Below are 25,163 nucleotides of genomic sequence, written 5' to 3' on the forward strand. Positions count from 1 at the left end.
ATAGTCCACCAGTCAATAAAGAGAAAGGGGCACATCCCTGTGCCCTCACTGCATCCCTGCATCACATAGCCATTAGGCCGTGTGGTTTTGGTGCGGTTGTTGCAGCAGTTCCTCCAGTGAAACGTTCACGCCTTCCAGCGTAATCAGTTGAGTACTGCTGTAACCCGTACCGGTACCATCACGGTCGATCGAGAGCACCGTATTGCCATCTGAAGTATGGTCCACTTTCACGAAATCATTAATATTACTTGTGGAATCGTTCCAGCCGATAAGCAAGTTACTGACGTCAATTTTGTCGCCTTGTGCAACATTGAAGTCGGTCCAGGTATCGTGACCGTTACCGCCAGTCGCATCCGCGCTCGCCAGCAAGTGATAAACCAGGGTATCTGCGCCAGCACCGCTGGTGATGGTGTCGTCGTAGGCACCGCCGGTCAGCGTGTCAGCCCCCGTGGTTCCTGTGATGGTTGGATGCAGCTCGATGGTGAACGACTGCGTGGTGAGGGTGCCATCGCTTGCCGCCAGGGTGTAACTGAACACCTCTTTATGGGTAATGGATTGTCCATCCACGCCCGCATTCAGTGAGTAGGTGTAGCTACCGTTGGCCGCAATACTCAACACACCAAAGTCCCCCGCAACCGACGTATTACCCACGCTGTGAACCGTGGTGATATCACCGTGTTCATTAGTGATACTCAAGGTTCCGGTATGCGTGCCGGTTGACGAGCCATAGATGCTGCCGCTGGCGTCGTGGTCGCTGGTGTTTTCCGCCACCAGACTGTTAGTCGCCAGCAGCGTGCTGGTTGACGCACCGTTGTGCAGGTTCACCGTCAGGCTGGCCGAGGTCACCGCGCCGCTGGCATCACGCACCGAATAGGTGAAGGTGTCCGCGGCTGGCAGGGTATCGATGTTCAGGCCCGCCTTGAGGGCATAGGTATAATTGCCATGAGAATCAATGGTCAGCGTACCGTAGCTGCTATTGATTACCGTGTTACCCGTTGCACTCACCACATTGCCAGAGACCGTTGTCACCGCCGTTCCGGAAGGTATGATGCCCGCCAGCGAACTGGTGTCGTTCGTCAGCAGGTTGCCCGTGACGGTCGCCGCCACGGTTACCGCCAGGGTGGTGATATCCGACACCGTTGAAATGGTGGAGGTCGGCAGCAAACTAACGTTAACCGTTGAACCAACTATCACCGCATAGGTGCCGGTACCCAGGTTGTTATAGGTCACGTTGGCCCCTTTCAGGGTGCCAAGCGATAGCACGGCTCCAAGGTAGTTGGAGGTGATGTTCACCAGCAACCACGTACCGTTGCTTTGCTGCTCGTAAAGGTTCAATGAGTAGTTGGTCAGCAAGCCAACACTGCTTATTGAGCCGTTCAACGTTACCGTACGCGTATCGTCAGGACCGACGTTGAAAATATAGGCATTGCCACTGGACAATACGCTCGCCTGCAGCACGTTACCGAGCCCCACAGTAAGCAGCGCGGTGTGCGAGACACTGGTGGTGCCATTATTAAGGGTGCCAATTTGGGTGGTGTAATCCACTTCATTGACATCATTGGCCGCCACGATACGAATCGCACCGGTCAGTGACGAGCTGGTCGATACGTTGCCCGCGCGGTCGGTCTGAATCACCGACAGCGACGCTCCGGTGGTCTGCGCCGTGCTCAGGCTCACCGACCACGTACCGCCACTGCTAACCGTCGCCGTACCCAGCGCGTTACCGCCCGCATCACGTACCGTTACCGTTGCCCCCACTTCACCGCTACCGGTCACCGTGGTACCGATATCGTTGATCGCCAGGCCGCTGACAGCCGCCGGTGGCACGGTATCAACGTTCACCGTCACCGCCGTGTTACCGGTACTGACGTTACCCGCCGTATCGGTAACCGTTACGCTCAACGGATGCGCGCCGTTCGCCAGCGCGGTTGGGGTGTAAGTCCAGCTGCCACCCGCACCAACGGTTACCGAGCCAAGCGCGGTGGTGCCATCATAGATAGTGACAATCGCCCCCACTTCAGCCGTGCCGTTCAATACCGGCGTGGTGTCACGGGTGTACGCGCCATTGGTCAGCGTCACCGGCGTGCTGCCAGCGTCGTCGGTAATGGTGAGCGTACTGGCCGCTGGCGCAATGGTGTCGATGGTCAGCGTGGTTGAGGCATTCGGACTCACGTTGCCCGCCGCATCGGTCGCCGTCACGTTCAGCGTGTGCGTGCCGTTGCTCAGCGTAGTCGAGACGAAGCTCCAGGTTCCGCCGCTGCCCACCGTAGTGGTGCCGAGCAATGTGGTGCCGTCGTACACGCTGATCCTTGCGCCGACTTCGCCGTTACCGGTCAACAACGGCGTGCTGTCGTTGGTGATGCCATTGTTCGGGATGGTCACCGCCGTGCTGCCGTTGTTATTGGCGACAACAAGGTTGGTCACCGCCGCTGGCGGCGTGGTATCGATAATCACCGAGGCCGACGTCGTGCCGCTGACGTTACCGGCAGCATCTGTCACCGTCACGCTCAGTGGATGCGTGCCGGTGGTCAATACGCCAGTGGTGAAGGTCCATGCGCCGGTGCCATTGGCAATCGCCGTTCCCAGCAGCGTGCTGCCATCGTAGATGGAGACACGGCTGCCCGCTTCCGCCACGCCACTCAAGGTTGGCGTGGTGTCATTGGTGGAACCGCCGCTCGGCACCGTGGTGTTGGCGACGTCGTTGGTGATCACCAGCGTTGACGCCGCTGGTGCCACGGTATCCACGGTAATGGAAACCGTCGCCGACGCGCTGCTGATGTTACCCGCCGCATCGGTCACGGTGACGCTCAGTGGATGCGTACCGTTGCTCAGCGTGGCGGTCGTGAAGCTCCATGCACCCGAACCATTGGCGGTGGTGGATCCAATCACGGTCGACCCGTCGTAGATGGTGACAATCGCGTTCGCTTCCGCCGTGCCGCTCAGGGTTGGCCTGGCGTCATCGGTGACTGCACCGTTCGCCAGCGCCCCCTGAATCGAGCCGACATCATCGGTGATCACCAGATTGGTCACCGGATTTGGCGCCACGGTATCAATCGTCAAGGTGGTTGAGGCGTTCGGGCTCACGTTGCCCGCCGCATCGGTTGCCGTGACGTTCAGGGTGTGCGCACCGTTGCTCAGCGCGGTTGAGATAAAGCTCCATGTGCCGTTGCTGCCCACCGTGGTGGTGCCCAGCAGCGTGGTGCCGTCGTAGACGCTGATGCGTGCACCAATCTCGCCAGAACCGGTCAACAGCGGCGTATTGTCGTTGGTCACGCCGTTGTTCGGAATGGTCACCGCCGTACTGCCGTTGTTGTTGGCGGCAACCAGGTTAGTGACAGCCGCTGGCGGCGTGGTATCAATGATTACCGAGGCCGAGGTGCTGCCGCTGACGTTTCCGGCAACGTCTGTCACCGTCACGCTCAATGGGTGCGTGCCGGTGGAGAGCACGCCGGTAGTGAAGGTCCACGCGCCCGTACCACTGGCAATCGCCGTTCCCAGCAAGGTGCTGCCATCGTAGATAGAGACACGACTGCCGGCTTCGGCCACACCGCTCAGGGTTGGCGAGTTGTCATTGGTGGAACCCCCGCTCGGCACCGTGGTGCCGGTGATGTCGTTGGTGATCACCAGCGTTGACGCCGTTGGTGCCACTGTATCCACGGTGATCGAAACCGTCGCCGATGCGCTGCTGGTATTACCGGCCGCATCTTTGACCGTCACGCTCAGCGGATGCACGCCGTTGCTCAGCGTCGCGGTGGTGAAGGTCCATGCGCCGCCCGTTCCGGCTACCACTGAACCCAACACGGTAGTGCCATCGTAGATGGTGACAATCGCATTGGCTTCTGCCGTACCGCTCAAGGTTGGCGTGGCATCATCGGTCACCGCACCGTTCGCCAGCGGCCCCTGACTTAATCCCACATCATCGTTGATCAACAGGTTAATAACGGGCGCCGGTGCCACGGTATCCACCGTCAGCGTCAGCGTTGCATTCGGGCTAACGTTGCCCGCAGCATCTCTCGCCGTGACGTTGAAGGTGTGCGCACCCTCCGCCAACGTTGGCGTGGTGAAGCTCCATGCGCCGTTACTGCCGGCGGTGACAGAACCGATAATCGAGTTGCCATCGCGGATGATCACCTGGCTGCCCGCTTCTGCCGTACCGCTCAGCGCTGGCGTGTTGTCATTGGTGCTGCCGTTATTGGCAATCGCTACCGGCGTGCTGCCGTTGTTGTTGGCCGCAGCCAGACCGGTTACGGCCACCGGCGCGACGGTATCAATAATCACCGTCGCCGAGGTGCTGCCGCTGACATTACCGGCGGCATCTGTGACCGTGACGCTCAGTGGATGCGAACCTTGCGCCAGCTCTGCGGTGGTGAAGGCCCATGCGCCGGTGCCACTGGCAATCGCCGTGCCGAGCAGCGTGCTGCCATCGTAGATCGACACGCGACTACCGGCTTCCGCCGTACCGCTCAGCGTTGGCGTGCTGTCGTTGGTTGAACCGCCATTCGGCACCGTGGTGCTGGTGACGTCGTTGGTGATCAACAAGGTTGAGTTGGCTGGTGCCACCGTATCGACATTGACCGTAAAGTTGGTCGCCGCGCTGGTGTTGCCTGCCGCATCGCGCACCGTCACGCTCAACGGATGCGATCCGTCGCTCAGCGCGGCGGTGGTGAAGCTCCACGCACCGCCCGTTCCGGCCACCACAGAACCCAACACCGTGGTGCCTTCCGAGATAATCACGATATTGCCGGCGGTTGCGGTACCGGTCAGCGTTGGCGTGTTGTCATCGGTAGAGGCACCGCTGGTGAGCGGTCCTTGTGTCGCACCCACGTTGTCAGAAACCACCAGATTGGTGACCGGCGTTGGCGCAGCTGTGGTTACGGTGAAACTGATGGACGCATTTGGACTGACGTTACCGGCGAGGTCGGTAGCCGTCACGTTCAGAGTATGCAAACCATCCGCCAGCGTTGGTGAGGTGAAGCTCCACGCGCCGTTGCTGCCAGCGGTGACAGAGCCGATAACATCTGTGCCATCGCGGATCACCACTACGCTGCCCGCTTCCGCCGTGCCGCTCAGCGCTGGCGTGTTGTCGTTGGTGTTGCCTCCTGCAGCAATCGACACTGGCGAACTGCCATTGTTGTTGGCTGCCGCCAAACCGCTCACAGCCGTTGGCGCGACGGTATCCACGATCACCGTGGCAGTGCTGGAGGCCACGCTGGTGTTACCCGCTGCATCGGTCACGCGGACGGTGAGTGGATGGCTGCCTTCGCCCAGTTCCGGTGAAATAAAACTCCATGCGCCGCCTGTTCCGGCAGCAACCGAACCGAGCAAAGTGGTGCCGTCATAAACGGTAATCACGCTGCCCACTTCCGCCGTGCCGCTCAGGGTTGGCGTGTTGTCGTTGGTCGAACCGCCATTCGGCACAATCGTGCTGGTGACGTCGTTGGTGACCACCAGCGTCGAAGCGTTTGGCGCCACGGTATCGACCGTGAGATTCACTGCCGCTGAACGTGGTCCAATGTTCCCCGCCGCATCCGTCACGGTCACGCTCAGCGCATGTCCGCCCTGGCTCAGGGTTGGCGACGTGAAGCTCCATGCGCCGAGGCCATTGGCGGTGGTCGAGCCGATGACGGTATTGCCATCATAAACAGTGACAATGCCGTTGGCTTCGGTGGTACCGGTAAGCTGCGGTGTGCTGTCGTTCGTCGAGCCATTATTGGCAATCGGCACTGGCGAACCACCGTTGTTATTGGCGGCGGCCAGGTCAGTGACAGCGACAGGGGCAACGGTATCGATGGTGATCGTAATTGGATCCGATGGCACCCCATTGTTACCGGCGGAGTCAGTGACAAGAACCGAAAGCGCATGAGAACCGTCAGGTAATGCCGCTGGCGTATAGGTCCATTGCCCGCCGGCACCGGCGGTGACACTTCCCAGTTCGGTTGCCCCATCGAAGATTCTGACAATGTTGCCCGCCGTCGTCAGCCCGCTCAACACTGGCGTGCTGTCTTTGGTATTTGCACCATCGCCCAGAGCCACCAAGGTGCTACCGCTGTTATCAGTGATCTGCAATGTGGTGGTTGCAGGCGGCAGGCCCGCTTCAACAGTGATTGTAAAGTCTGCGGAAGCAGGTCCCACGTTTCCGGCTAGATCTTTGACGGTAACCGTAAAGGTATGATCGCCATTACTGAGCGCAGTAGGCGTAAATGTCCAGGTACCATTAGTGGCAGTAACCGTGCCCAGTAACGTAGTGCCATCGTAAACAGACACCACGCTGCCAGTGGCGGCTGAACCACTTAATGTCGGTGTGTTGTCATCAGTGATTGCGCCATTAGTTAATTCGCCAGTGCTACCACCCACGTTGTCGTTAACCACCAAATCGGTGACCGCAGCCGGTGGCACGGTATCGATATTGATCGTAATCGGCGTGGCTTCTGGCCCGGTGGTACCGGCGGCGTTAGTGACCGACACGGTGTAGCTGTGTTGACCATCCGCGCGCACGCTGGTTTCGAAACGCCATACGCCGTTATCACCTACCGTGGTGGTGCCGAGTAAGGTGGTGCCTTCGTAGATGTTAATGGTGGTGCCTGCGACGCCGGTACCGCGCAACACTGGCGTGTTGTCATTGGAGTAACCGTTATTCGCCACCTGCGAGGCGGTGGTATTGGCGTTGTTGTAGACGCCAAAGGTCAGTACCGCCGCTGGAGTAGAGGTATCCACCGTCAGGGATACCGAGGCATTGGAGCTAATATTGCCCGCCGCATCGGTCACAGTGACATTCAGTGTGTGAGTCGCATCAGTCAGCGTGCTGGTGGTGATGCTCCATGCGCCGTTGCTGCCTGCCACGGTTGAGCCAACTAAGGTGGTGCCGTCGTAAACCCGCACGATGGCATTGGCTTCCGCCGTGCCGCTGATGGCTGGCGTGTTGTCATTGGTGATACCGCCATCCGCAATGGTTATTGGTGAGCCACCATTGTTGTTTTGCAGCAGCAGGTCGTCAGCAGGCTGTGGGGCGGTGGCATCCACCACCACGGTAAAGCTGGAGGATGGCGCACTGACGTTGCCGACCGCATCGGTCACGGTGGCGGTCAGCGTATGCGAACCGTCGGTTAGGGCTGGAGAACTAAAGCTCCAGGTTCCGCCTGCCGTGGCCGTGGTGGTTCCGATTACCGTAGTGCCATCGTAGACAGTGACCAAACTGCCCGCTTCCGCATTCCCGCTCAGCAACGGCGTGTTGTCGCTGGTGGTTGCGCCATTCGGTACCAGAACAAGCGAGCCGCCATTGTCATTATTAACCACCAATGTAGCGACCGCCGGAACCGTGGTATCCACGGTGAAGCCAATTGCCGTTGATGCCGGGCTGGCATTTCCTGCCGCATCCACCACGGTGGTGGTCAGACTGTGCAGACCATCGCCCAAGGTTGGCGATGTGAAGCTCCACTGGCCGTTGCTGCCCACCGAAGCGCTGCCGAGCACCGTGGTGCCATCACGAATAATCACCGTGCTGCCCGCTTCGGCAGTACCGGTGAGGAATGGCGTGTTGTCATTAGTGAAGCCGCCGTTGGTAATCGCCACCGGCGACGTGCCTTCATCATTGCTGGCAACCACGTTCAACGCTGCAACCGGTGGTGTGGCATCAATCACCACTCCGATGGTGCTCGGCGCACTGACGTTACCCGCCGCATCGCTGGCCGTGACGCTAAAGGTATGGGTGCCATCCGCCAGCGCAGTCGCCGGCGTGAAGGTCCAGGTTCCGCCCGCGCCGACGGTAGTCGATCCCAGCACGCCGTTCTGATCCGACACGGTGATGATGCTGCCCACCTGGCCAGAACCGCTCAGCACTGGCGTGCTGTCGTTGGTGAGACCACCGTTTGGAATGTTAACTGGCGTGCCGATATCGTTGGTTAGCGTCAGACCTGTTGCAGCTGGCGGTGCCACGGTATCAACGGTAACGGTGATGGTGCTGCTGGCCGGTCCGGTGTTACCCGCCGCGTCACGTACCGTCACGCTCAGGTTGTGGGTGCCATCGGTCAGGTTCGGTGAGAAGCTCCAGGCGCCCTGCGCGTTGGCAACAGCGCTGCCGAGCACGGTGGTGCCGTCAGACACAATCACGATGCTGTTCGCTTCCGCCGTACCACTCAGCACTGGCGTGTTGTCGTTGGTGGTGCCGTTATTGGCAATCGGCACCGGCGAACCGCCATTATCGTTGTTCAGCGCCAGACCGGTCGCTGCAACCGGCGCTACGGTATCGACGGTAAAGGCAATCGCCGGAGATGCAGGACCCACGTTACCCGCAGCATCTGTGACAGTCGCCGTCAGGCTGTGTTCACCTTCACCCAGTGTTGGCGAAGTGAAACTCCACTGGCCGTTACCGCCGACAATCGCGGTGCCCAGCACGGTGCTGCCATCCAACACGGTGACTGTGCTGCCCACTTCGGCAGTGCCGCCCATCACAGGTGTCGCATCGTTTGTGGTACTGCCAGCGGCAATCGCCACCGGCGAGCTGCCGTTGTTATTGTTGAGCGTAATCGCGGCGGGTGCCACTGGCGGGGTGGTATCGATATTGAAGTTCAGGACTGCGGACGGAGAACTGATGTTACCCGCAGCATCGGTCACGGTAGTGGTCAGGCTGTGCGCACCCTCGCCCAGAACTGGCGAAGTAAAGCTCCAGGTGCCGCCGCTGCCGACTACCAGCGAACCCAGCACATTGCTGCCATCAGAGACAATCACGATGCTGCCCACTTCAGCGCTGCCGCTCAACACCGGCGTGGTGTCGTTGGTGGCACCGCCTGCAGCAATCGGCACCGGCGTTTGGCCGGAATCATTGCTCAGTTGCAGACCGGTCGCCGCATTCGGTGCCTGCGTGTCGACGGTAAAGGTGATCGCCGCAGAGGGATCGCTGATATTGCCAGCCGCATCGGTAACGGTCGTCGTCAGGCTGTGTTCGCCCTGGCTCAGCGCCGGAGTGGTGAAACTCCATTCCCCGCTGCTGCCCACAATCACCGATCCCAGTACGGTGGTGCCATCACGCACGATAACAATACTGTCCGCTTCGGCAGTACCACTCAGCACTGGCGTGGTGTCGTTAGTCGCGCCACCCGAAGCAATTGGGGTTGGCGTGCTGCCTTCATCGTTATTAAGTGCCAAATCAGCCGCGGCTGGCGGTGGCGTGGTTTCGATAGTAACCGCGTACGGCGTTGATGCCGGGCCGGTATTACCCGCGGCATCGGTGACGGTGGCGGTCAGGCTGTGTGTGCCCGGATCCAGCGGCGTGCCAGGCGTGAAGCTCCATTTTCCATCGGTGCCCACGGTGGTGCTGCCCAACACCTCGGCACCATCACGCACGGTGACGACGCTGCCCACTTCGGCGCTACCGCTCAGCACTGGCGTGGTGTCGTTGGTGAGTCCTCCGGTATCAATCGGTACGGCAGTTCCACTGTTGTTGTTACTGAGCTGCAGATCGGTCGCGGCCGCTGGCGGTGTGGTATCCACGGTAAAGGTGAGAGGGGCAGACGCATCGCTGCTGTTGCCTGCCGGATCGGTGACGGTGGTGGTCAGGCTATGCGCGCCCTCGCCCAGCGCGGTAGCTGGCGTGAAGCTCCAGCTACCGTCGCTGCCCGCCGTGGCGGTGCCCAGCACCGTGGTGCCGTCGCGCACCGTGACGGTGCTGCCCGCCTCCGCCGTGCCACGCAATATCGGCGTGCTGTCATTGGTGATGCCGCCCGTGGCAATGAGGGTGCCGCCATCGTTGCTCAACTGCAGGCCGGTTGAGGTGGCTGGAGCCTGGGTATCAACGGTGAAGTTGATTGGCGTAGACGGATCGCTGACGTTACCCGCTGCGCTGGTGACGGTGGTGGTCAGGCTATGTGCGCCTTCGCTCAACGCTGGCGTGCTGAAGCTCCAGCTGCCACCACTACCGACGACCACGGTGCCCAGCACGGTGCTGCCATCCAGCACCGTTACCGTGCTGCCCGCCGCCGCCGTACCGCTGATCACCGGCGTGGTGTCGTTGGTGGCGCCGTTATTCGCGATAGGCACTGGCGTGCTGCCATTATCGTTATTCAGCACCACGCTGCCTGCCACTGGCGGCTGTGTAGTGTCGATGTTGACAGTGATTGGCGTCGAGGTTGGACCGACGTTACCGGCTGGATCGGTGACGGTGGTGGTCAGCGTATGCTCACCCGCCGTTAACGGTGTGGTTGGCGTCACGCTCCACGATCCATCGCTGCCAACGGTCGCGCTGCCAATCACGGTGGTGCCATCACGTACCGTGACGATGCTGCCCGCTTCTGCGATGCCGCTCAGCGCTGGCGTGGTGTCGTTGGTGGTGCCGCCTGCGGCAATCGGTATCGGCGTCGTGCCTTCGTTGTTGCTGAGCTGCAGACCCGTCGCCGCTGCAGGTGGCGTGATATCCACGGTGACCACAATTGGCGTAGATGGCGCACCGGTGTTGCCCGCTGGGCTGGTAACGGTGGCGGTCAGGCTGTGACTGCCCTCGTTGAGTGCTGGCGTGGTGAAGCTCCATGTTCCGCCATTGCCAACGGTCACGGTGCCGAGCACGGTACCGCCATCAGAAACGGTAATGGTGCTGCCCGCCGCTGCGGTGCCGCTCAATACTGGCGTTGCATCGTTGGTGGCCGCGCCAGAGGTAATCGGAACTGGCGTACCGCTGGTGTCGTTACTCAGCTGCACACCGCCCGGTGCTGGCGGTGCCGTCGTGTCGATGGTGAAGGTTAACGGCGTGCTCGCCGCGCCGGTATTGCCCGCCGCATCGGTCACGGTGGTGGTCAGGCTGTGCGAGCCATCGCCGAGCGTTGGAGAGGTAAAGCTCCAGTTGCCATCGTTGCCGACGGTAACCGAACCCAACGGCGTGCCGCCATCGGAAACCGTCACAATGCTGCCCGGCTCCGCGCGACCACTCAATACTGGCGTCACATCGTTGGTGGTGCCGCCATCCGCAACCGGCACCAGCGTGCCGCTGCCATCATTGCTGAGTTGCAGGTCGGTGGCGGCCGCGGGTGGTGTGGTATCAACAATCACAATCACCACTGACGAGGACGGGCCGACGTTACCGGCCGTATCAGTGACGGTGGTGGTGAGATTGTGCTGTCCTTCAGCCAGCGGATCGGTTGGCGTAAAGCTCCAGTTGCCGTCGGTGCCGGTGGTTGTGGTGCCCAGCACAGTGGTGCCATCGCTCACCGTAACGGTGCTGCCCGGTTCGGCGGTGCCGTTCAGGGTTGGCGTGGTGTCGTTGGTGGTGCTACCTGAGGCCAGCGGCGTTCCGTCGTCATTGGTGAACTGCACATTGCCCGCCGCCGCAGGCGGTTGGGTATCAATGGTCACGGTCACCGGCGTTGAAGCCGGACCGGTATTGCCCGCAGGATCGGTAACGGTTGAAGTCAGGCTATGACCGCCATCGCTCAGCGGTGGCGTGGTGTAACTCCAGGTGCCGTCTGTACCCACTGTGGTGGTGCCAAGCACGGTGGTGCCATCCAAAATGGTCACAATGCTGCCAATTTCACCGCTGCCGGTGATCGTTGGTGTGTTGGTATTGGTGCTGCTGCCATCCGGGATCGGCTCGCCAGCACCATCTTCCAGACCCACGCCGGTTGGTGCGGTTGGCACCACGGTATCGATGGTGATGTTGATGGTTGGCGAATCGGTCTCCACGCCGGTGGTGGCATTGGTAGCGACAGCGTGGAAAGCGTAGTTGCCATCGGCCAGCGCGGCTGGCGTGAAGTTCCACTGCCCATCGCTGCCCGCGACGGTGCTGCCAATAACAGTGGTGCCGTTATACAGCGTGATGAGATCCCCCGCGCCCGCCAGTCCGCTGAGAATTGGCGTGGTGTCGTGGGTGCTGGCGTTGTTGGGCAGTTCAACCAGCGTGCTGCCGCTGTCGTCGGTGACCACCAGTAAGCTGCTGGTCGCCGGAACGCCGGCATCGACATTCAGGGTGAATACTGGCGATGACGGGCTCACGTTGCCTGCCGCATCGGTAACCGTGGTGGTCAGGCTGTGTTGGCCGTTCGTCAGCGCGTTATCTGGCGTAAAGCTCCAGCTGCCGTCGCTGCCTGCTGTCGCCGAGCCCAGCAATGTGGTGCCGTCATACACACGCACTACCGATCCCGCTTCGGCGGTGCCGGTCAGGGTTGGTGTGCTGTCGTCGGTGATCGTGCCAGAGGTCAACGGGCCGGTACTGCCGCCAACGTTATCGTTGACCACTAGTCCACTGACCGGCGCTGGCGCGAGGGTATCGACACTGAAAGCGATCGGTGTGGTCGCCGGGCTGACGTTACCCGCCGCATCGGTGACGGTGGTGGTCAGGCTGTGATTGCCCTCCGCCAGCGTCGGCGTGGTAAAGCTCCAGTTACCGTCGCTGCCCACAGTAACGGTGCCGAGCACGGTGTTGCCATCCAGAATGGTGACTTTGCTGCCTGCTTCCGCCGTGCCGCTCAGCACTGGCGTCGCATCATTGCTGGCCCCTCCCGCAACAATCGGCTGCGTAATGCTGCCCGCGTCGTTGGTGAGTTCCACACCGGATGCCGCATCCGGCGCGATGGTGTCCACGATGATGTTGATGGTTGCAGTATCAGTAACGTTGCCGTTGGCATCGGTAATGGTGCCATGCAGCGCGTGCGGACCATCCGTCAGACCGCTGAGGTAGAAGATCCATTGGCCGTTACTGCCCGCCGTGGTGCTGCCCAGCACGGTGGTGCCGTCATACAGTGTGATGATGTTACCGGCACCCGCCACCCCGCTTAATACCGGGCTGTCGTTGTTGGTGCTGGCACCGTCAGTCAGCTGAGCCACGGTGTTGCCGTTTTCGTCCGTCACTTCCAGCGACGAGGTGGCAGGAGGAATATCTGCATCGACGGTGATAACGATCGGCGGGCTGGCTGGGCCGACGTTACCGGCCGTATCGGTTGCCGTGACGGTAAAGGTGTGATCGCCGTTGCTCAGCGCTGGCGTGGTAAAACTCCATGTGCCATCGGTGTCCACGGTGGTGTTGCCCAGCAGCGTGGTGCCATCGTAAATGCTGATGGTGGCATTCGGCTCGCCGGTGCCGCTCAGGGTTGGTGCACGGTCATCGGTGGTGTCGCCGGAGGTTAACGGCCCTTGCACCGCGCCCACGCTGTCTTCGATCACCAAATTGCCCACCACGGCTGGCGGCGTGGTATCTACCGTCACGGTGACCGGTGACGATGCCGGACCGGTATTGCCAGCGGGATCGGTGACGGTGGTGGTCAGGCTGTGATTACCCTCCGCCAGCGTTGGCGTAGTGAAACTCCAGTTGCCATCGCTGCCAACGGTTGCCGTGCCGAGCACGGTGGTGCCATCCAGCACCGTCACGGTGCTGCCCGGTTCGGCGGTGCCGCTGAAGGTTGGCGTATTGTCATTGGTGGTGCTGCCAGCGGCAATCGGCACCACGGTACTGCCATTGTTGTCGCTCAGTTGCAGATCGGCTGCCGCCGCAGGTGCAACGTTATCAATGGTGATAGTGAGCGTGCCGGAGTCGGTCACATTACCGGTGGTATCTGTCGCGGTGGCGTGGAAGGCGTAAGTCCCGTCTGGCAGCGCGCCAGGCGTGAAGCTCCATTGCCCATCGGCACCTGCCACGGTACTGCCCAGCAGCGTGGTGCCGTTATACAACTCAATCACCGCGCCCGCTGACGCCAGGCCGCTGAGAATTGGCGTGGTGTCAGGCGTGCTGGAGCCGTCTGGCAGGATTTTCAACGTACTGCCGCTGTCATCGGTGATTTGCAGCGTGCTGGTGGTCGGCGCGACGCCCGCATCAACGGTGAAGTTCACCCCGGTTGTCGCTGGACTGACGTTGCCCGCCGCATCGGTCAGTGTCACGCTCAGCGTGTGCTGGCCATTGTTCAGCGCTGGTGTTGTGAAACTCCAGGTGCCATCACTGCCGACAGTAACGCTGCCGAGCAGCGTGCTGCCGTCGTAAATTTTAACGATGGCATTAACTTCGCCGTTGCCGCTCAGCGTCGGCGTGTTGTCATCGGTCGTCGAACCCGCAGTGATCGGGCCAGTGGCTCCGCCGACGTTATCGCTGATCACCACATTGCTGGCCCCTGCTGGAGCCTGGGTATCCACGGTGAAGGTGATCGGGCTGGAAGTTGGACCGACGTTCCCTGCCGCATCGGTGACGGTGGCAGTAATGCTGTGGCCGCCTTCCGTCAGCGTTGGTGAAGTGAAGCTCCATGTGCCGTTGCTGCCCACGGTAGCGGTGCCGAGCACGGTATCGCCATCACGCACGGTGACGGTGCTGCCCGGTTCTGCGGTGCCGCTCAGTACTGGCGTGGTGCTATTGGTCGCACCACCGGAGGCGATCGGTTGCAGCGTGCTGCCATCGTTATCACTCAGCGTAACGCCACCGGCCGCAGCAGGTGGCACGGTATCCACGGTGATGGTGATAACCGGCGTTTGCGTCACGTTGCCAGAGGTATCGGTTACCGAGGCGTGGAATGCGTAACTGCCATCTGCCAATGCGGCTGGCGTAAAGGTCCACTGTCCATCGCTGCCCGCGACCACGCTGCCCAACACGGTGCTGCCATTATACAGCGTGATCAGTGCGCCAGCAGTTGCCAAACCACTCAAGGTGGGTGTGTTGTCGTGCGTGCTGCCGCCGTTGCTGAGCTGCACCAGCGTATTACCGGAATCGTCGGTGATTTCGAGCGAGGTGGTGGCCGGTGGAATACCGGCCTGCACGTTGATGTCATACGGTGCTGAAGGCGCACTGACGTTGCCCGCCGCGTCGGTTAAGGTCACGCTCAGGCTGTGGCTACCGTTGCTCAAGGCTGTGGTGGTGTAACTCCAGGTTCCATCGCTACCCACAACCGCCGTACCCAGCAAGGTTTGCCCATCGTAAATGCTGACAATCGCGCCCACTTCACCGCTGCCGGTAAGCGTTGGCGTGTTGTCATCGGTAATGCCGCCATTGGTTACCGTACCGGAACTGCCGCCCGAGTTATCGTTGACCAACAGGTCAGTTACTGCTGTCGGCGCTTGCGTGTCCACAGTGAAGGTGATGGTGGTGGCTGGGCTGGTATTTCCTGCTGCATCGGTTGCAGTGATGCTTAATGTGTGACTGCCCTGACTAAGTTCCGGGCTGGTGAAGCTCCATGTACCGTTGCTGCCGACAGTGACACTGCCGAGCACCGTATCGCCATCGCGGATGGTGATAATCGAGCCCACTTCAGCGGTTCCGCTCAGCACTGGCGTGGTGTCTTTGGTCGCGCCGCCGTTGGTGATTGGCTGCGCAGTGGTACCGCTGTTGTTAACTACGCTCAAGCCGCCAACGGCGGTTGGCGCGACGGTGTCCACGGTGAAATCTACCGGATTGGTTGACGGGCTGGTGTTACCCGCCGCATCGGTGACGGTGGCGGTCAGGCTGTGCTGACCATCCGCCAACGCAGGCGTGGTAAAGCTCCAGCGGCCATCCGCGCCAACGGTCACCGTACCGAGCAGCGTCGTGCCATCGTAAATGCTGACAATTGCACCCGCTTCCGCGGTGCCGCTTAAGGTTGGCGTGTTGTCATCGGTAATCGCGCCCGCACCAATCGCGCCCTGATACGGCCCAACCGTGTCGTTAATCACCAAATCCGTGATGGCGGTAGGCGGCGTAGTGTCATCGCCACCACCGGGATTGGTTGGGTTGGTAGGATTTGTAGGATTGGTCGGGTTGGTGGGATTGCCGCCGTTGTTACCGTCATCGGGATTGGTCGGCGAGGCATTACCGCCACCACCACCGCCCGAACCGGCAAACATCGCGCCCAAACCGGCCAGCGCCGCACCACCGATACCGAAGGCGGCGATGGTGCCGTCATTGGTGGTGTTTTCCGCTAACAGCCCTTCGGTGCTGTCGATTGAAACGTACTGGAAACCTTCTGTACCGGGATCTTCAACCCACCACATGGCGCCGCGATCGTCCTGCAGAACCAGATCGCTGTCACCATTCGGGCTATAAAAATTATGAATAACAACCACTTCACCAGATTTTGTGGTGACGACTAAATCATTACCATTGCGTGTGAAAGACTTAATATCAGACTGATTAAGATGCAGCTTCACCAAACTCGGAGCGGTCAAATTAACTTGATTTCCACTCAGCTCAGAAGCAACGGTCCCACCTTTTGGGGTTACTGAGATATTATTCATGTTATCGAGATCCCGCAGTTTCCATAATCACGCCCGGCATCAGCAGACACCGGCTTTTACAGCGAATAATCGCGACGATTATTCACTTCTTCTCTTGATCGATTTCATACAGGCTGAGAATGAAATCGCGTTGAGTTTTGTTTAGCCGCCATCCTGATAACTGATTGGTTTTATTTCTTAAAATCACCACGGGAAAAATATATTTATTCTCAAGCGGCCGGGCACAAATGACGTGAAACGCATAAAGCCCAGGCTTTGACATTTTTTTACTTCCCCGAGGGATGAAACCAACTCAATAATTTCAGGATTAAGCTAATAAATCATCGAGATAGACGCTCTGCCACAAATAGCCCTGCATGCCATAAATTGCTTTATGCGCCAGCAGGTCGACCTGTTGTTGATTTTCAACACCCTCAACGATGACGCCGTTGCATAATTCGTTGAGATGGTTGAGCAGAATGTCAAAGGTGCGACCGTTGCCAAATTGCCAAAAAAATTCTTTGTCAATCTTGACGATTTCAAATATTCCGCTATCAAACATGGAAAGGTTGGAATAACCCGGACCAAAGTCATCGAGCCATAAAGGGGCCGGCGTCACTTTCGCGACACCTTTTAAAATCAACAGATCGGCGCTATTAAATCGCGCAGTAAAGAATGCTGATATTTCCAGACGCAACAGCGTCAGTTGAGCCAGTTTTTCTTGCATTTCAGCATCTTTAAAAATGCTGGCTACGATATCTCTATCAACATTGACACTGACAATCTGGTCAAACCCTTTCTGGTATAGCTGAATAAGTTTTTCGATCTGGTGGAGGAATAACTGCCATTTAACGTCAGCAGAAAGCTGACTGAAGAACCCAACATCCCTTTCAGGGTTACGCTTATTATTGATATCTGCGTCGTCTGCAAGACGCGTTAACAATTCCCTGGCAATCACCTGGCCGGACAAATCGTAAACCGGCTCCAACAAGAACACTGCCTTCGGTTGATTGCTCATTTCATATCCTTACTGCAACTGCCTGATAGCCTTAAACTGTCAGGATTTCTCATGTAAGAAGTAAGGTAAACATTGATAAAACTTAATGTCTTAACTGAAGGTTAACGTACTACTTACACTTTGAGAAATAGATTTCAGTAAACACTTCAGGCAACTTCAATCGTTTAAATCAATCAATAACGTAAGTAAATTTCTCTAAAATTCACAAAAGCTCAGAAAATTCTTAATCTAATTTAACTTATCGTTTACTTTAATAGATCTGTAAAAACATTATCGAATTGAAAAATAATGATAAAAAAAGATTCCGCACGATTTGATAGCTCTCCTTAACTCAAATTGCAAAATATTTTATCTGGCATCTATGCTTCCAAAAAGCGCCAATAACCACTAATTTCTATGGTGACTATTAAAACCTTAATGTTTAAATTTTTATTATGCATTGCAAAGAATACATAACAGAATAACTGCTTAATCCATGATGAATCAGTAAGTAAGGTAAGGATATTAAGAAAATAATCAGCGTTGCCGACTCGCTTTATTAGAGAAAAGAAGGAGATAGCATTTGGGGAGGTAAATGTGGGATTTACGTGGCGGGTTACAAATAAGCCAAAGGTGATCGTCTTCACAAATCAAATTAAATTATTGTTGCCAGGCGCGGATATAGCAGGAAAAGCGAAAACCGAGCCCTTGCGAGCTCGGTTTAAGAACAATTAATTACTCATCTTCTAAATAGGTATAACCGTACAAGCCACTCTCGAATTCAGACAAGAATTGCGCGCGCAGCTCTTCATCTATATCCGTTTGTTGCGTTACCTGATCGCGGAACAGCGTCATCAAATCGTTAGGATTCAGCTGCACGTACTCAAGCATATCCGCTACGGTATCGCCCTCATCCGACAGCTGCACTTCCACGCTGCCATCCGGGAACGCAAACACATCAACCGCTTCGGTATCACCGAACAGGTTATGCATGTTGCCGAGAATTTCCTGATACGCGCCCACCATAAAGAAGCCGAGCATCGGCGGATTGTCGATGTCGTATTCCGGCATCGGCATGGTGGTGGCAATGCCATCGCCATCGACGTAGTGATCGATGGTGCCATCGGAGTCACAGGTGATGTCGAGCAATACCGCGCGACGCTTCGGCATCTTATTCAGCCCTTCCAGCGGCAGCACCGGGAACAGCTGATCGATGCCCCACGCATCCGGCATTGACTGGAACAGCGAGAAGTTGACGTAAATCTTATCCGCCATACGCTCCTGTAGCTCATCAATGATCGGGCGATGCGCGCGGTTGCTTGGGTCGAGATGCTGCTGAATATAGTGGCAGATGCTCAGATAAAGCTGCTCTGCCCAGGCGCGCTGACCGAGATCGTAGGTGCCAGAAGAATAACCGGTATGGATGTCGAACAGATCCATTTGGCTATCGTGCAGCCATTCGCGCAGCGAACGACGCACGTCAGGTTCGTGCATCTCTTGCCACGTATCCCACAAACTCTGAATCGGACGCGGTGAATCGGCATCCGGTGCCACCGGCGTGCTGAACTCATTACGCTCAACACCAATAATGTTGGACACCAGCACGGTGTGGTGCGCCGTCACCGCACGACCTGACTCGGTGATCACGGTTGGATGCTCCAGACCGTTCTCTTCACAGGCATCGCCGATGGCCCAAATCACGTTGTTGGCGTATTCATTCAGACCGTAGTTGACCGAGCAATCTGACTGCGAGCGTGTTCCTTCATAGTCCACGCCCAAACCGCCGCCCACATCGAAACATTTGATGTTGACACCCAGCTTCGCCAGTTCAACGTAGAAACGCGCCGACTCACGCACGCCGGTGGCGATATCGCGGATGTTGGACATCTGCGAACCAAGATGGAAGTGCAGCAGCTGCAGGCTATCGAGACGACCCGCTTTGCGCATAATGTCGACCAGCTGCAACACCTGCGATGCCGCCAGACCAAACTTCGATTTCTCACCGCCGCTCGACTGCCACTTGCCCGAGCCCTGCGACGCCAGACGCGCGCGGATACCAAGACGCGGAATCACGTTCAGGCGCTCGGCCTCTTCCAGCACCAGACGCACTTCGGTCATCTTCTCGATCACCAGATAAACTTTGTGGCCGAGCTTTTCACCGATCAGCGCCAGACGGATGTATTCGCGGTCTTTATAGCCGTTGCAGACAATCACCGAACGGGTTTTGCCGGCGTGGGCCAGCACCGCCATCAGCTCGGCTTTCGAACCGGCCTCTAAGCCCAGCGGTTCGCCAGAGTTGACCAGCGATTCAATCACGCGCTTATGCTGGTTAACCTTGATCGGGTAAACCAGGAAGTAGTCACCTTTATAGCCGTAAGATTCACGCGCGCGTTTGAAGGCAGCGTTAATCGAACGCAGACGATGCTGGAGAATCTGCGGGAAGCAGAACAGCGCTGGCAGACGTTGGCCGTCGGCTTCGCGCTCTTTCACCAGTTTCGCTAAATCAACGCGCACTTCCGGCTGATCCGGATCGGGACACACGCTGATGTGCCCCAGCTCGTTGACGTCGTAATAATTGTTTCCCCACCAGGCAATATTGTAGGTACGCAGCATTCTGCTCGCTTCCTGATCGTTCATTGCCACCTCCTGCATGGAGCGGAGTACGCCTTGTTCGCCAGCTGACGAACCCTTGATATTCTTCATGTCGTCAGACATCGCGAACCTCAATTTTCCGTTGAAATATGAATTTGTTACCGAGTTTTGTCATGGTGGCGCCAGGTAAAAATTGCCTCATCCTGCTTGCTGCCTCTGTAAGGTTGCAGTGTACAAAGCTGACTCTAAGTGTAAAACACCGCACCGAAGTCGGGGCAAATAGCCTGAGACTTCCACGGTCTGTAGACAGCGAAATGCAGTAATAGATGCAGAGAAATGTTAACCGGCGCGCGTGTCGGGAGAATGAACACAACGTCGATAGGAGAAAAGAACGGGTTTGGAGTGTGAAAGGAGTGCCAGCGCGCCGCAACAGCGCAGTGAACCAAAGCGAGAGAAAGAGTGGTTCATTACTTTAATCACCTCCATCGCCTGCTTAAAGCATGCGAGAAACGGCTTGGGTGAAGGTCAGATTAAATGGCATCTGACGGCGCGACGCACGGCGGCGTCATCCTTTGCGGCTGTGGTCGACAGCAGCGGCGTTTTATACAGCCACGCGGGGTAAAATGCAAAATCTTTGTCAGGTAACTGCGCGCGGTGTCAGGAAATGATTCCACTTATGATGTTGCGGAAAATGCGGGATCGGAAAAAGCACTGGAAAAGTGCTCACTGAGTAACCTAGAATAGCCGTCCAGATGGTTTTCCATCTAAACTGATTAACATCCAGGCGGTGTGAGTTAATGCTCTCGCTGCCACTGCTTGCGGCTTTGCCTGAAGGGGCGTCGAGTCGGTCTGATCCCGCTTACGCTATGCAGTCGTATTCAAACCATTTTTAAGGTAAAGAACAGAATGGCTAAACACCTTTTTACATCTGAGTCCGTATCAGAAGGACATCCTGATAAAATCGCTGACCAAATTTCCGATGCCGTGCTGGATGCGATCCTCGAGCAGGATCCTAAAGCGCGCGTGGCCTGCGAAACTTACGTGAAGACCGGTATGGTGCTGGTTGGCGGTGAAATCACCACCAGCGCTTGGGTGGATATCGAAGAGATCACCCGTAATACCGTACGTGAAATCGGCTATGTCCATTCCGATATGGGCTTTGATGCGAACTCTTGCGCAGTGCTGAGCGCGATTGGTAAGCAATCTCCAGACATCAATCAGGGCGTTGACCGTACCGATCCGCTGGAACAAGGCGCGGGCGATCAGGGCCTGATGTTCGGCTACGCCAGCAACGAAACCGATGTGCTGATGCCAGCGCCGGTCACCTACGCGCACCGTCTGGTGCAGCGTCAGGCTGAAGTGCGTAAAAGTGGTTCACTGCCGTGGCTGCGTCCGGATGCAAAAAGCCAGATCACCTTCCAGTACGATGACGGCAAAATTGTCGGTATCGATGCGGTTGTGCTGTCAACTCAGCATGCTGAAGATGTGACCACCGCCGATCTGCGTGAAGCGGTGATGGAAGAGATCATCAAGCCGGTTCTGCCGACTGAGTGGATCACCGCCAGCACCAAATACCACATCAACCCAACAGGCCGTTTTGTCATCGGTGGTCCAATGGGCGACTGCGGTTTGACCGGTCGTAAAATTATCGTTGATACCTACGGCGGCATGGCGCGTCACGGTGGCGGCGCGTTCTCAGGTAAGGATCCGTCAAAAGTTGACCGCTCTGCCGCTTACGCCGCACGTTATGTGGCGAAGAACATCGTCGCGGCTGGCCTGGCTGACCGCTGTGAAATCCAGGTTTCTTACGCCATCGGCGTGGCTGAGCCAACCTCCATCATGGTTGAAACCTTCGGTACCGAGAAAGTTTCTACCGAGCAGCTGACGCTGCTGGTACGCGAGTTCTTCGACCTGCGTCCATACGGCCTGATTCAGATGATGGATCTGCTGAAACCGATCTATAAAGAGACCGCTGCATACGGTCACTTTGGTCGTGAGCACTTCCCGTGGGAGCAGACTGATAAAGCGGCGCAGCTGCGCGAAGCGGCGGGTTTGAAGTAACAGACTCCTCTGCGGGCTGATGCCGTTCTCTGCGGCCTGATGCCCTCACCCCGGCCCTCTCCCACGGGAGAGGGAGACGCTGCACGATTTGACATCGAAGCTCGCTTTTGGCGGGCTTTTTTTATGGCTTTGCATCGGCAGGCACATTTTTCTCCACTGTCTACACTTCTTTCACCTCGCTTACAACTTGGTGATAACGATTACATTTTGAAATCCTTTAACAATCGGCAATTTAGAGATTTTTCAGCGTAGTTATTAACGTGAAAATGCGTTATTTTCAGCGTCCTCTGATTGCCGGTATTTAGTGCGATGTCAGAAACTTAAAGGGTGCTATACCTTACTGGTTACGTAACTATTTCGGGCGGAAAATGCTGGATTGCAGGGTTTCAGCGTGTGTAACCGATTACACTGATGTGATCTTACTCACTTTTTTCCGCCGACAGGTTTCATAACATTGATAACAACAACGATGGATAAACTTTGGAGGCTTCATGCCTGGTAATACTAATAAGAGCAGAACTTCAAATAAGGTCATGACCTTGTTTGTCTGCTTTTTAGCGGCGCTGGCCGGCTTGCTGTTTGGATTGGATATCGGTGTGATCGCCGGTGCGCTGCCTTTCATCGCGAAAGACTTCAACGTCACCGCACATCAGCAAGAGTGGATCGTCAGCTCAATGATGTTTGGTGCTGCTGTTGGTGCTGTGGGAAGCGGCTGGATGTCATCGCGTCTCGGTCGTAAAAAAAGCCTGATGGCCGGTGCGATTCTGTTCGTTATCGGTTCGCTGTGGTCTGCCGGCGCAACCAGCCCGGAAATGCTGATCGCCGCACGTGTGGTGCTTGGCCTGGCCGTTGGTGTCGCCTCTTACACCGCGCCGCTGTATCTCTCTGAAATCGCGCCAGAGAAGATTCGCGGCAGCATGATTTCGCTGTACCAGCTGATGATCACCATCGGTATTCTGGCGGCGTATCTCTCCGATACCGCGTTCAGTGATGCTGGCGCATGGCGCTGGATGCTGGGCATCATCACCATTCCAGCGGTGCTGCTGCTCATCGGGGTATTCTTCTTGCCGAACAGCCCACGCTGGCTGGCGGCTAAAGGTGATTTCCGCAGTGCTGAGCGCGTGTTATCGCGTCTGCGTGATACCAGCGAGCAAGCAAAACGCGAGCTGGATGAAATCCGTGAAAGCCTGAAAATCAAACAGTCAGGCTGGCAGCTGTTCCAGAGCAACAGCAACTTCCGCCGCGCGGTGTTCCTTGGCGTGCTGTTGCAGGTAATGCAGCAGTTCACCGGTATGAACGTCATCATGTATTACGCGCCGAAGATCTTCGAAATCGCTGGCTTCGCCAACACCACGCAGCAAATGTGGGGCACGGTAATTGTCGGCCTGGTGAACGTACTGGCCACCTTTATTGCTATCGGTCTGGTGGATCGCTGGGGCCGTAAACCAACGCTGGTGCTGGGCTTCATGGTGATGGCGATTGGTATGGGCATCCTTGGCACCATGCTGCACATTGGCATTCACTCGCCAGAAGCGCAGTACTTCGCGGTGGCGATGCTGCTGATGTTTATCGTTGGTTTTGCGATGTCTGCCGGTCCGCTGATTTGGGTCCTGTGTTCCGAGATTCAGCCGCTGAAAGGCCGCGACTTCGGTATCACGGTTTCCACCGCGACCAACTGGATTGCCAATATGATCGTGGGTGCCACCTTCCTGACCATGCTGAATACGCTGGGCAACGCGCCAACCTTCTGGGTTTACGCCGGTCTGAACGTGTTCTTCATTCTGCTGACGCTGGCGCTGATTCCAGAGACCAAAAACGTCTCGCTGGAGCACATCGAGCGCAACCTGATGCAGGGCAAAAAACTGCGCGATATCGGTCAAAAGTAATCCCGATAAGCGAATGCAAGGGCTGCCAACTGGCAGCCCTTTTTTACAGGTTCGCCATTAATGGCGACCACTGCACACTCAGTTGATTCAACCGCTGCAAACTTTTATGCTGCCCCACATGAAAACACCACGCCTTCCCATCGCCTTACAGCAAGCCGTCATGCGCTCACTGCGCCATTATTTGCAGCTGGCTAACGAAAAGCTGGAACGCCGTTTTGATGAGCCCTCTTTGATCTATCAGCAGCGCGGCACCGCTGCGGGCACCGCATGGCTGGAGAGGTGGGAAATCCGCATCAATCCGGTGCTGCTGCTGGAGAATCAGCAGGCATTTGTTGATGAAGTAGTGCCGCACGAACTGGCGCATCTGCTGGTGTGGAAAACTTTTGGCCGCGTGCCACCGCACGGCAAAGAGTGGAAATGGATGATGGAGAGCGTGCTCGGTGTGCCTGCGCGTCGCACCCACAAGTTTGAAATCGACTCGGTGCGCAGCAACACCTTTCCCTATCGCTGCAGCTGCCAGCAGCATCAGCTTACGGTACGTCGCCATAACCGCGTGCTGCGCGGTGAAAGCGAATATCGCTGCGTACACTGCAAATCGCTGCTGCAACCCGGTGAGTTTTTATCGAAATAGTTTAGCAATAGAGTTTGTAATATAGTTCAGCAACATAGCCTAATCTCATATCCCGTACGTGATCATTCTGTTACCCTGCCGCCCTTTTTCAGGACCAGGTTAATTTTTGGAATATGTCTCGCAAAACGCTGCTGTTACTTACCTTATTAGTTGCCCCGCTTAGCGCTTATAGCCTCAGTTTTACTCACTATCATCAAAACAATTTTAGTCAGGCCAAAACTTATGCCGCGCAGATCAACGCTGATGCGCCCGCCGACTTTTACTGCGGCTGCAAAATCAGCTGGCACGGCAAAAAGGGCGTGCCCGATTTAAACAGCTGCGGTTACAGCGTGCGTAAGAATGCTAATCGCGCCGAACGTATTGAGTGGGAACATGTGATGCCCGCATGGGAGTTCGGCCATCAGCGTCAATGCTGGCAGAACGGCGGACGCAAAAGCTGCAGCAAGGATGCCGATTACCGTCGCATCGAAAGCGATCTGCACAACCTGCAGCCCGCGATTGGTGAGGTAAACGGCGACCGCAATAACTTCCAGTACAGCCAGTGGAACGGCGGCGAACAGCAGTACGGTCAATGCAGCATGAAGGTTGATTTTAAGCAGAAACTGGCGCAGCCGCCGGAGCGTGCGCGTGGCGCCATTGCCCGCACTTACTTCTATATGCGCGACCAATATCATCTGCGCCTGTCGCGCCAGCAAACCCAGCTGTTTACCGCGTGGGATAAGCAATATCCGGTGACGACGTGGGAGTGCGAGCGCGACAATCGCATCGCCAAAGTGCAGGGAAATCACAATTCCTACGTACAGCAGGCTTGCCAGCGCTAAAAGCGCTACCCTACACTAGCTTTTTTCGATTG

General features: G+C 57.3%; 7 protein-coding genes. 4 read left to right on the top strand and 3 right to left on the bottom strand.

Annotated features, from left to right (window positions below):
- Nucleotides 1–72: 72 nt before the first annotated feature.
- The 3 genes from NQH49_RS15710 to speA all read right to left on the bottom strand — a co-directional run bounded on the left by NQH49_RS15710 (nt 73) and on the right by speA (nt 19,855).
- A complete protein-coding gene (locus NQH49_RS15710) occupies nt 73–16,164 on the bottom strand; it encodes an Ig-like domain-containing protein (protein WP_256697323.1) in 16,092 nt (5,363 codons plus the stop codon).
- A 307-nt stretch (nt 16,165–16,471) separates the two neighbouring features.
- A complete protein-coding gene (locus NQH49_RS15715; RefSeq protein WP_256697324.1) occupies nt 16,472–17,161 on the bottom strand; it encodes an EAL domain-containing protein in 690 nt (229 codons plus the stop codon).
- Between the two features lie 714 nt (nt 17,162–17,875).
- On the bottom strand, nt 17,876–19,855 hold the full coding sequence (gene speA / locus NQH49_RS15720) for a biosynthetic arginine decarboxylase (RefSeq protein ID WP_101761914.1): 1,980 nt from the start codon (nt 19,853–19,855) through the stop codon (nt 17,876–17,878).
- Between the two features lie 783 nt (nt 19,856–20,638).
- On the opposite strand from speA, the gene metK reads away from it, so the two are divergent.
- The 4 genes from metK (at nt 20,639) to endA (ending at nt 25,131) form a co-directional block, all read left to right on the top strand.
- A complete protein-coding gene (metK, locus tag NQH49_RS15725) occupies nt 20,639–21,793 on the top strand; it encodes a methionine adenosyltransferase (protein WP_061720231.1) in 1,155 nt (384 codons plus the stop codon).
- 491 nt (nt 21,794–22,284) lie between these two features.
- Nucleotides 22,285–23,679, top strand: coding sequence for a sugar porter family MFS transporter (locus tag NQH49_RS15730; RefSeq protein ID WP_256697325.1), 1,395 nt, complete (start codon nt 22,285–22,287; stop codon nt 23,677–23,679).
- Nucleotides 23,680–23,797: 118 nt separating this feature from the next.
- A complete protein-coding gene (locus NQH49_RS15735; protein WP_256697327.1) occupies nt 23,798–24,310 on the top strand; it encodes a SprT family zinc-dependent metalloprotease in 513 nt (170 codons plus the stop codon).
- A 113-nt stretch (nt 24,311–24,423) separates the two neighbouring features.
- Entirely contained in the window at nt 24,424–25,131 is a 708-nt protein-coding gene (gene endA, locus NQH49_RS15740) for a deoxyribonuclease I (protein ID WP_256697328.1), read from the top strand.
- The last annotated feature ends 32 nt before the right edge of the window (nt 25,132–25,163 follow it).

Origin of the sequence: Pantoea trifolii (assembly GCF_024506435.1) — a bacterium.
Lineage (GTDB): Bacteria > Pseudomonadota > Gammaproteobacteria > Enterobacterales > Enterobacteriaceae > Pantoea > Pantoea trifolii.

Bases quoted from the DNA above. Each gene is read 5' to 3' on its own strand.
- NQH49_RS15710 (WP_256697323.1), bottom strand. From the start codon at position 16,164: ATGAATAATATCTCAGTAACCCCAAAAGGTGGGACCGTTGCTTCTGAG.
- NQH49_RS15715 (WP_256697324.1), bottom strand. From the start codon at position 17,161: ATGAGCAATCAACCGAAGGCAGTGTTCTTGTTGGAGCCGGTTTACGAT.
- speA (WP_101761914.1), bottom strand. From the start codon at position 19,855: ATGTCTGACGACATGAAGAATATCAAGGGTTCGTCAGCTGGCGAACAA.
- metK (WP_061720231.1), top strand. From the start codon at position 20,639: ATGGCTAAACACCTTTTTACATCTGAGTCCGTATCAGAAGGACATCCT.
- NQH49_RS15730 (WP_256697325.1), top strand. From the start codon at position 22,285: ATGCCTGGTAATACTAATAAGAGCAGAACTTCAAATAAGGTCATGACC.
- NQH49_RS15735 (WP_256697327.1), top strand. From the start codon at position 23,798: ATGAAAACACCACGCCTTCCCATCGCCTTACAGCAAGCCGTCATGCGC.
- endA (WP_256697328.1), top strand. From the start codon at position 24,424: ATGTCTCGCAAAACGCTGCTGTTACTTACCTTATTAGTTGCCCCGCTT.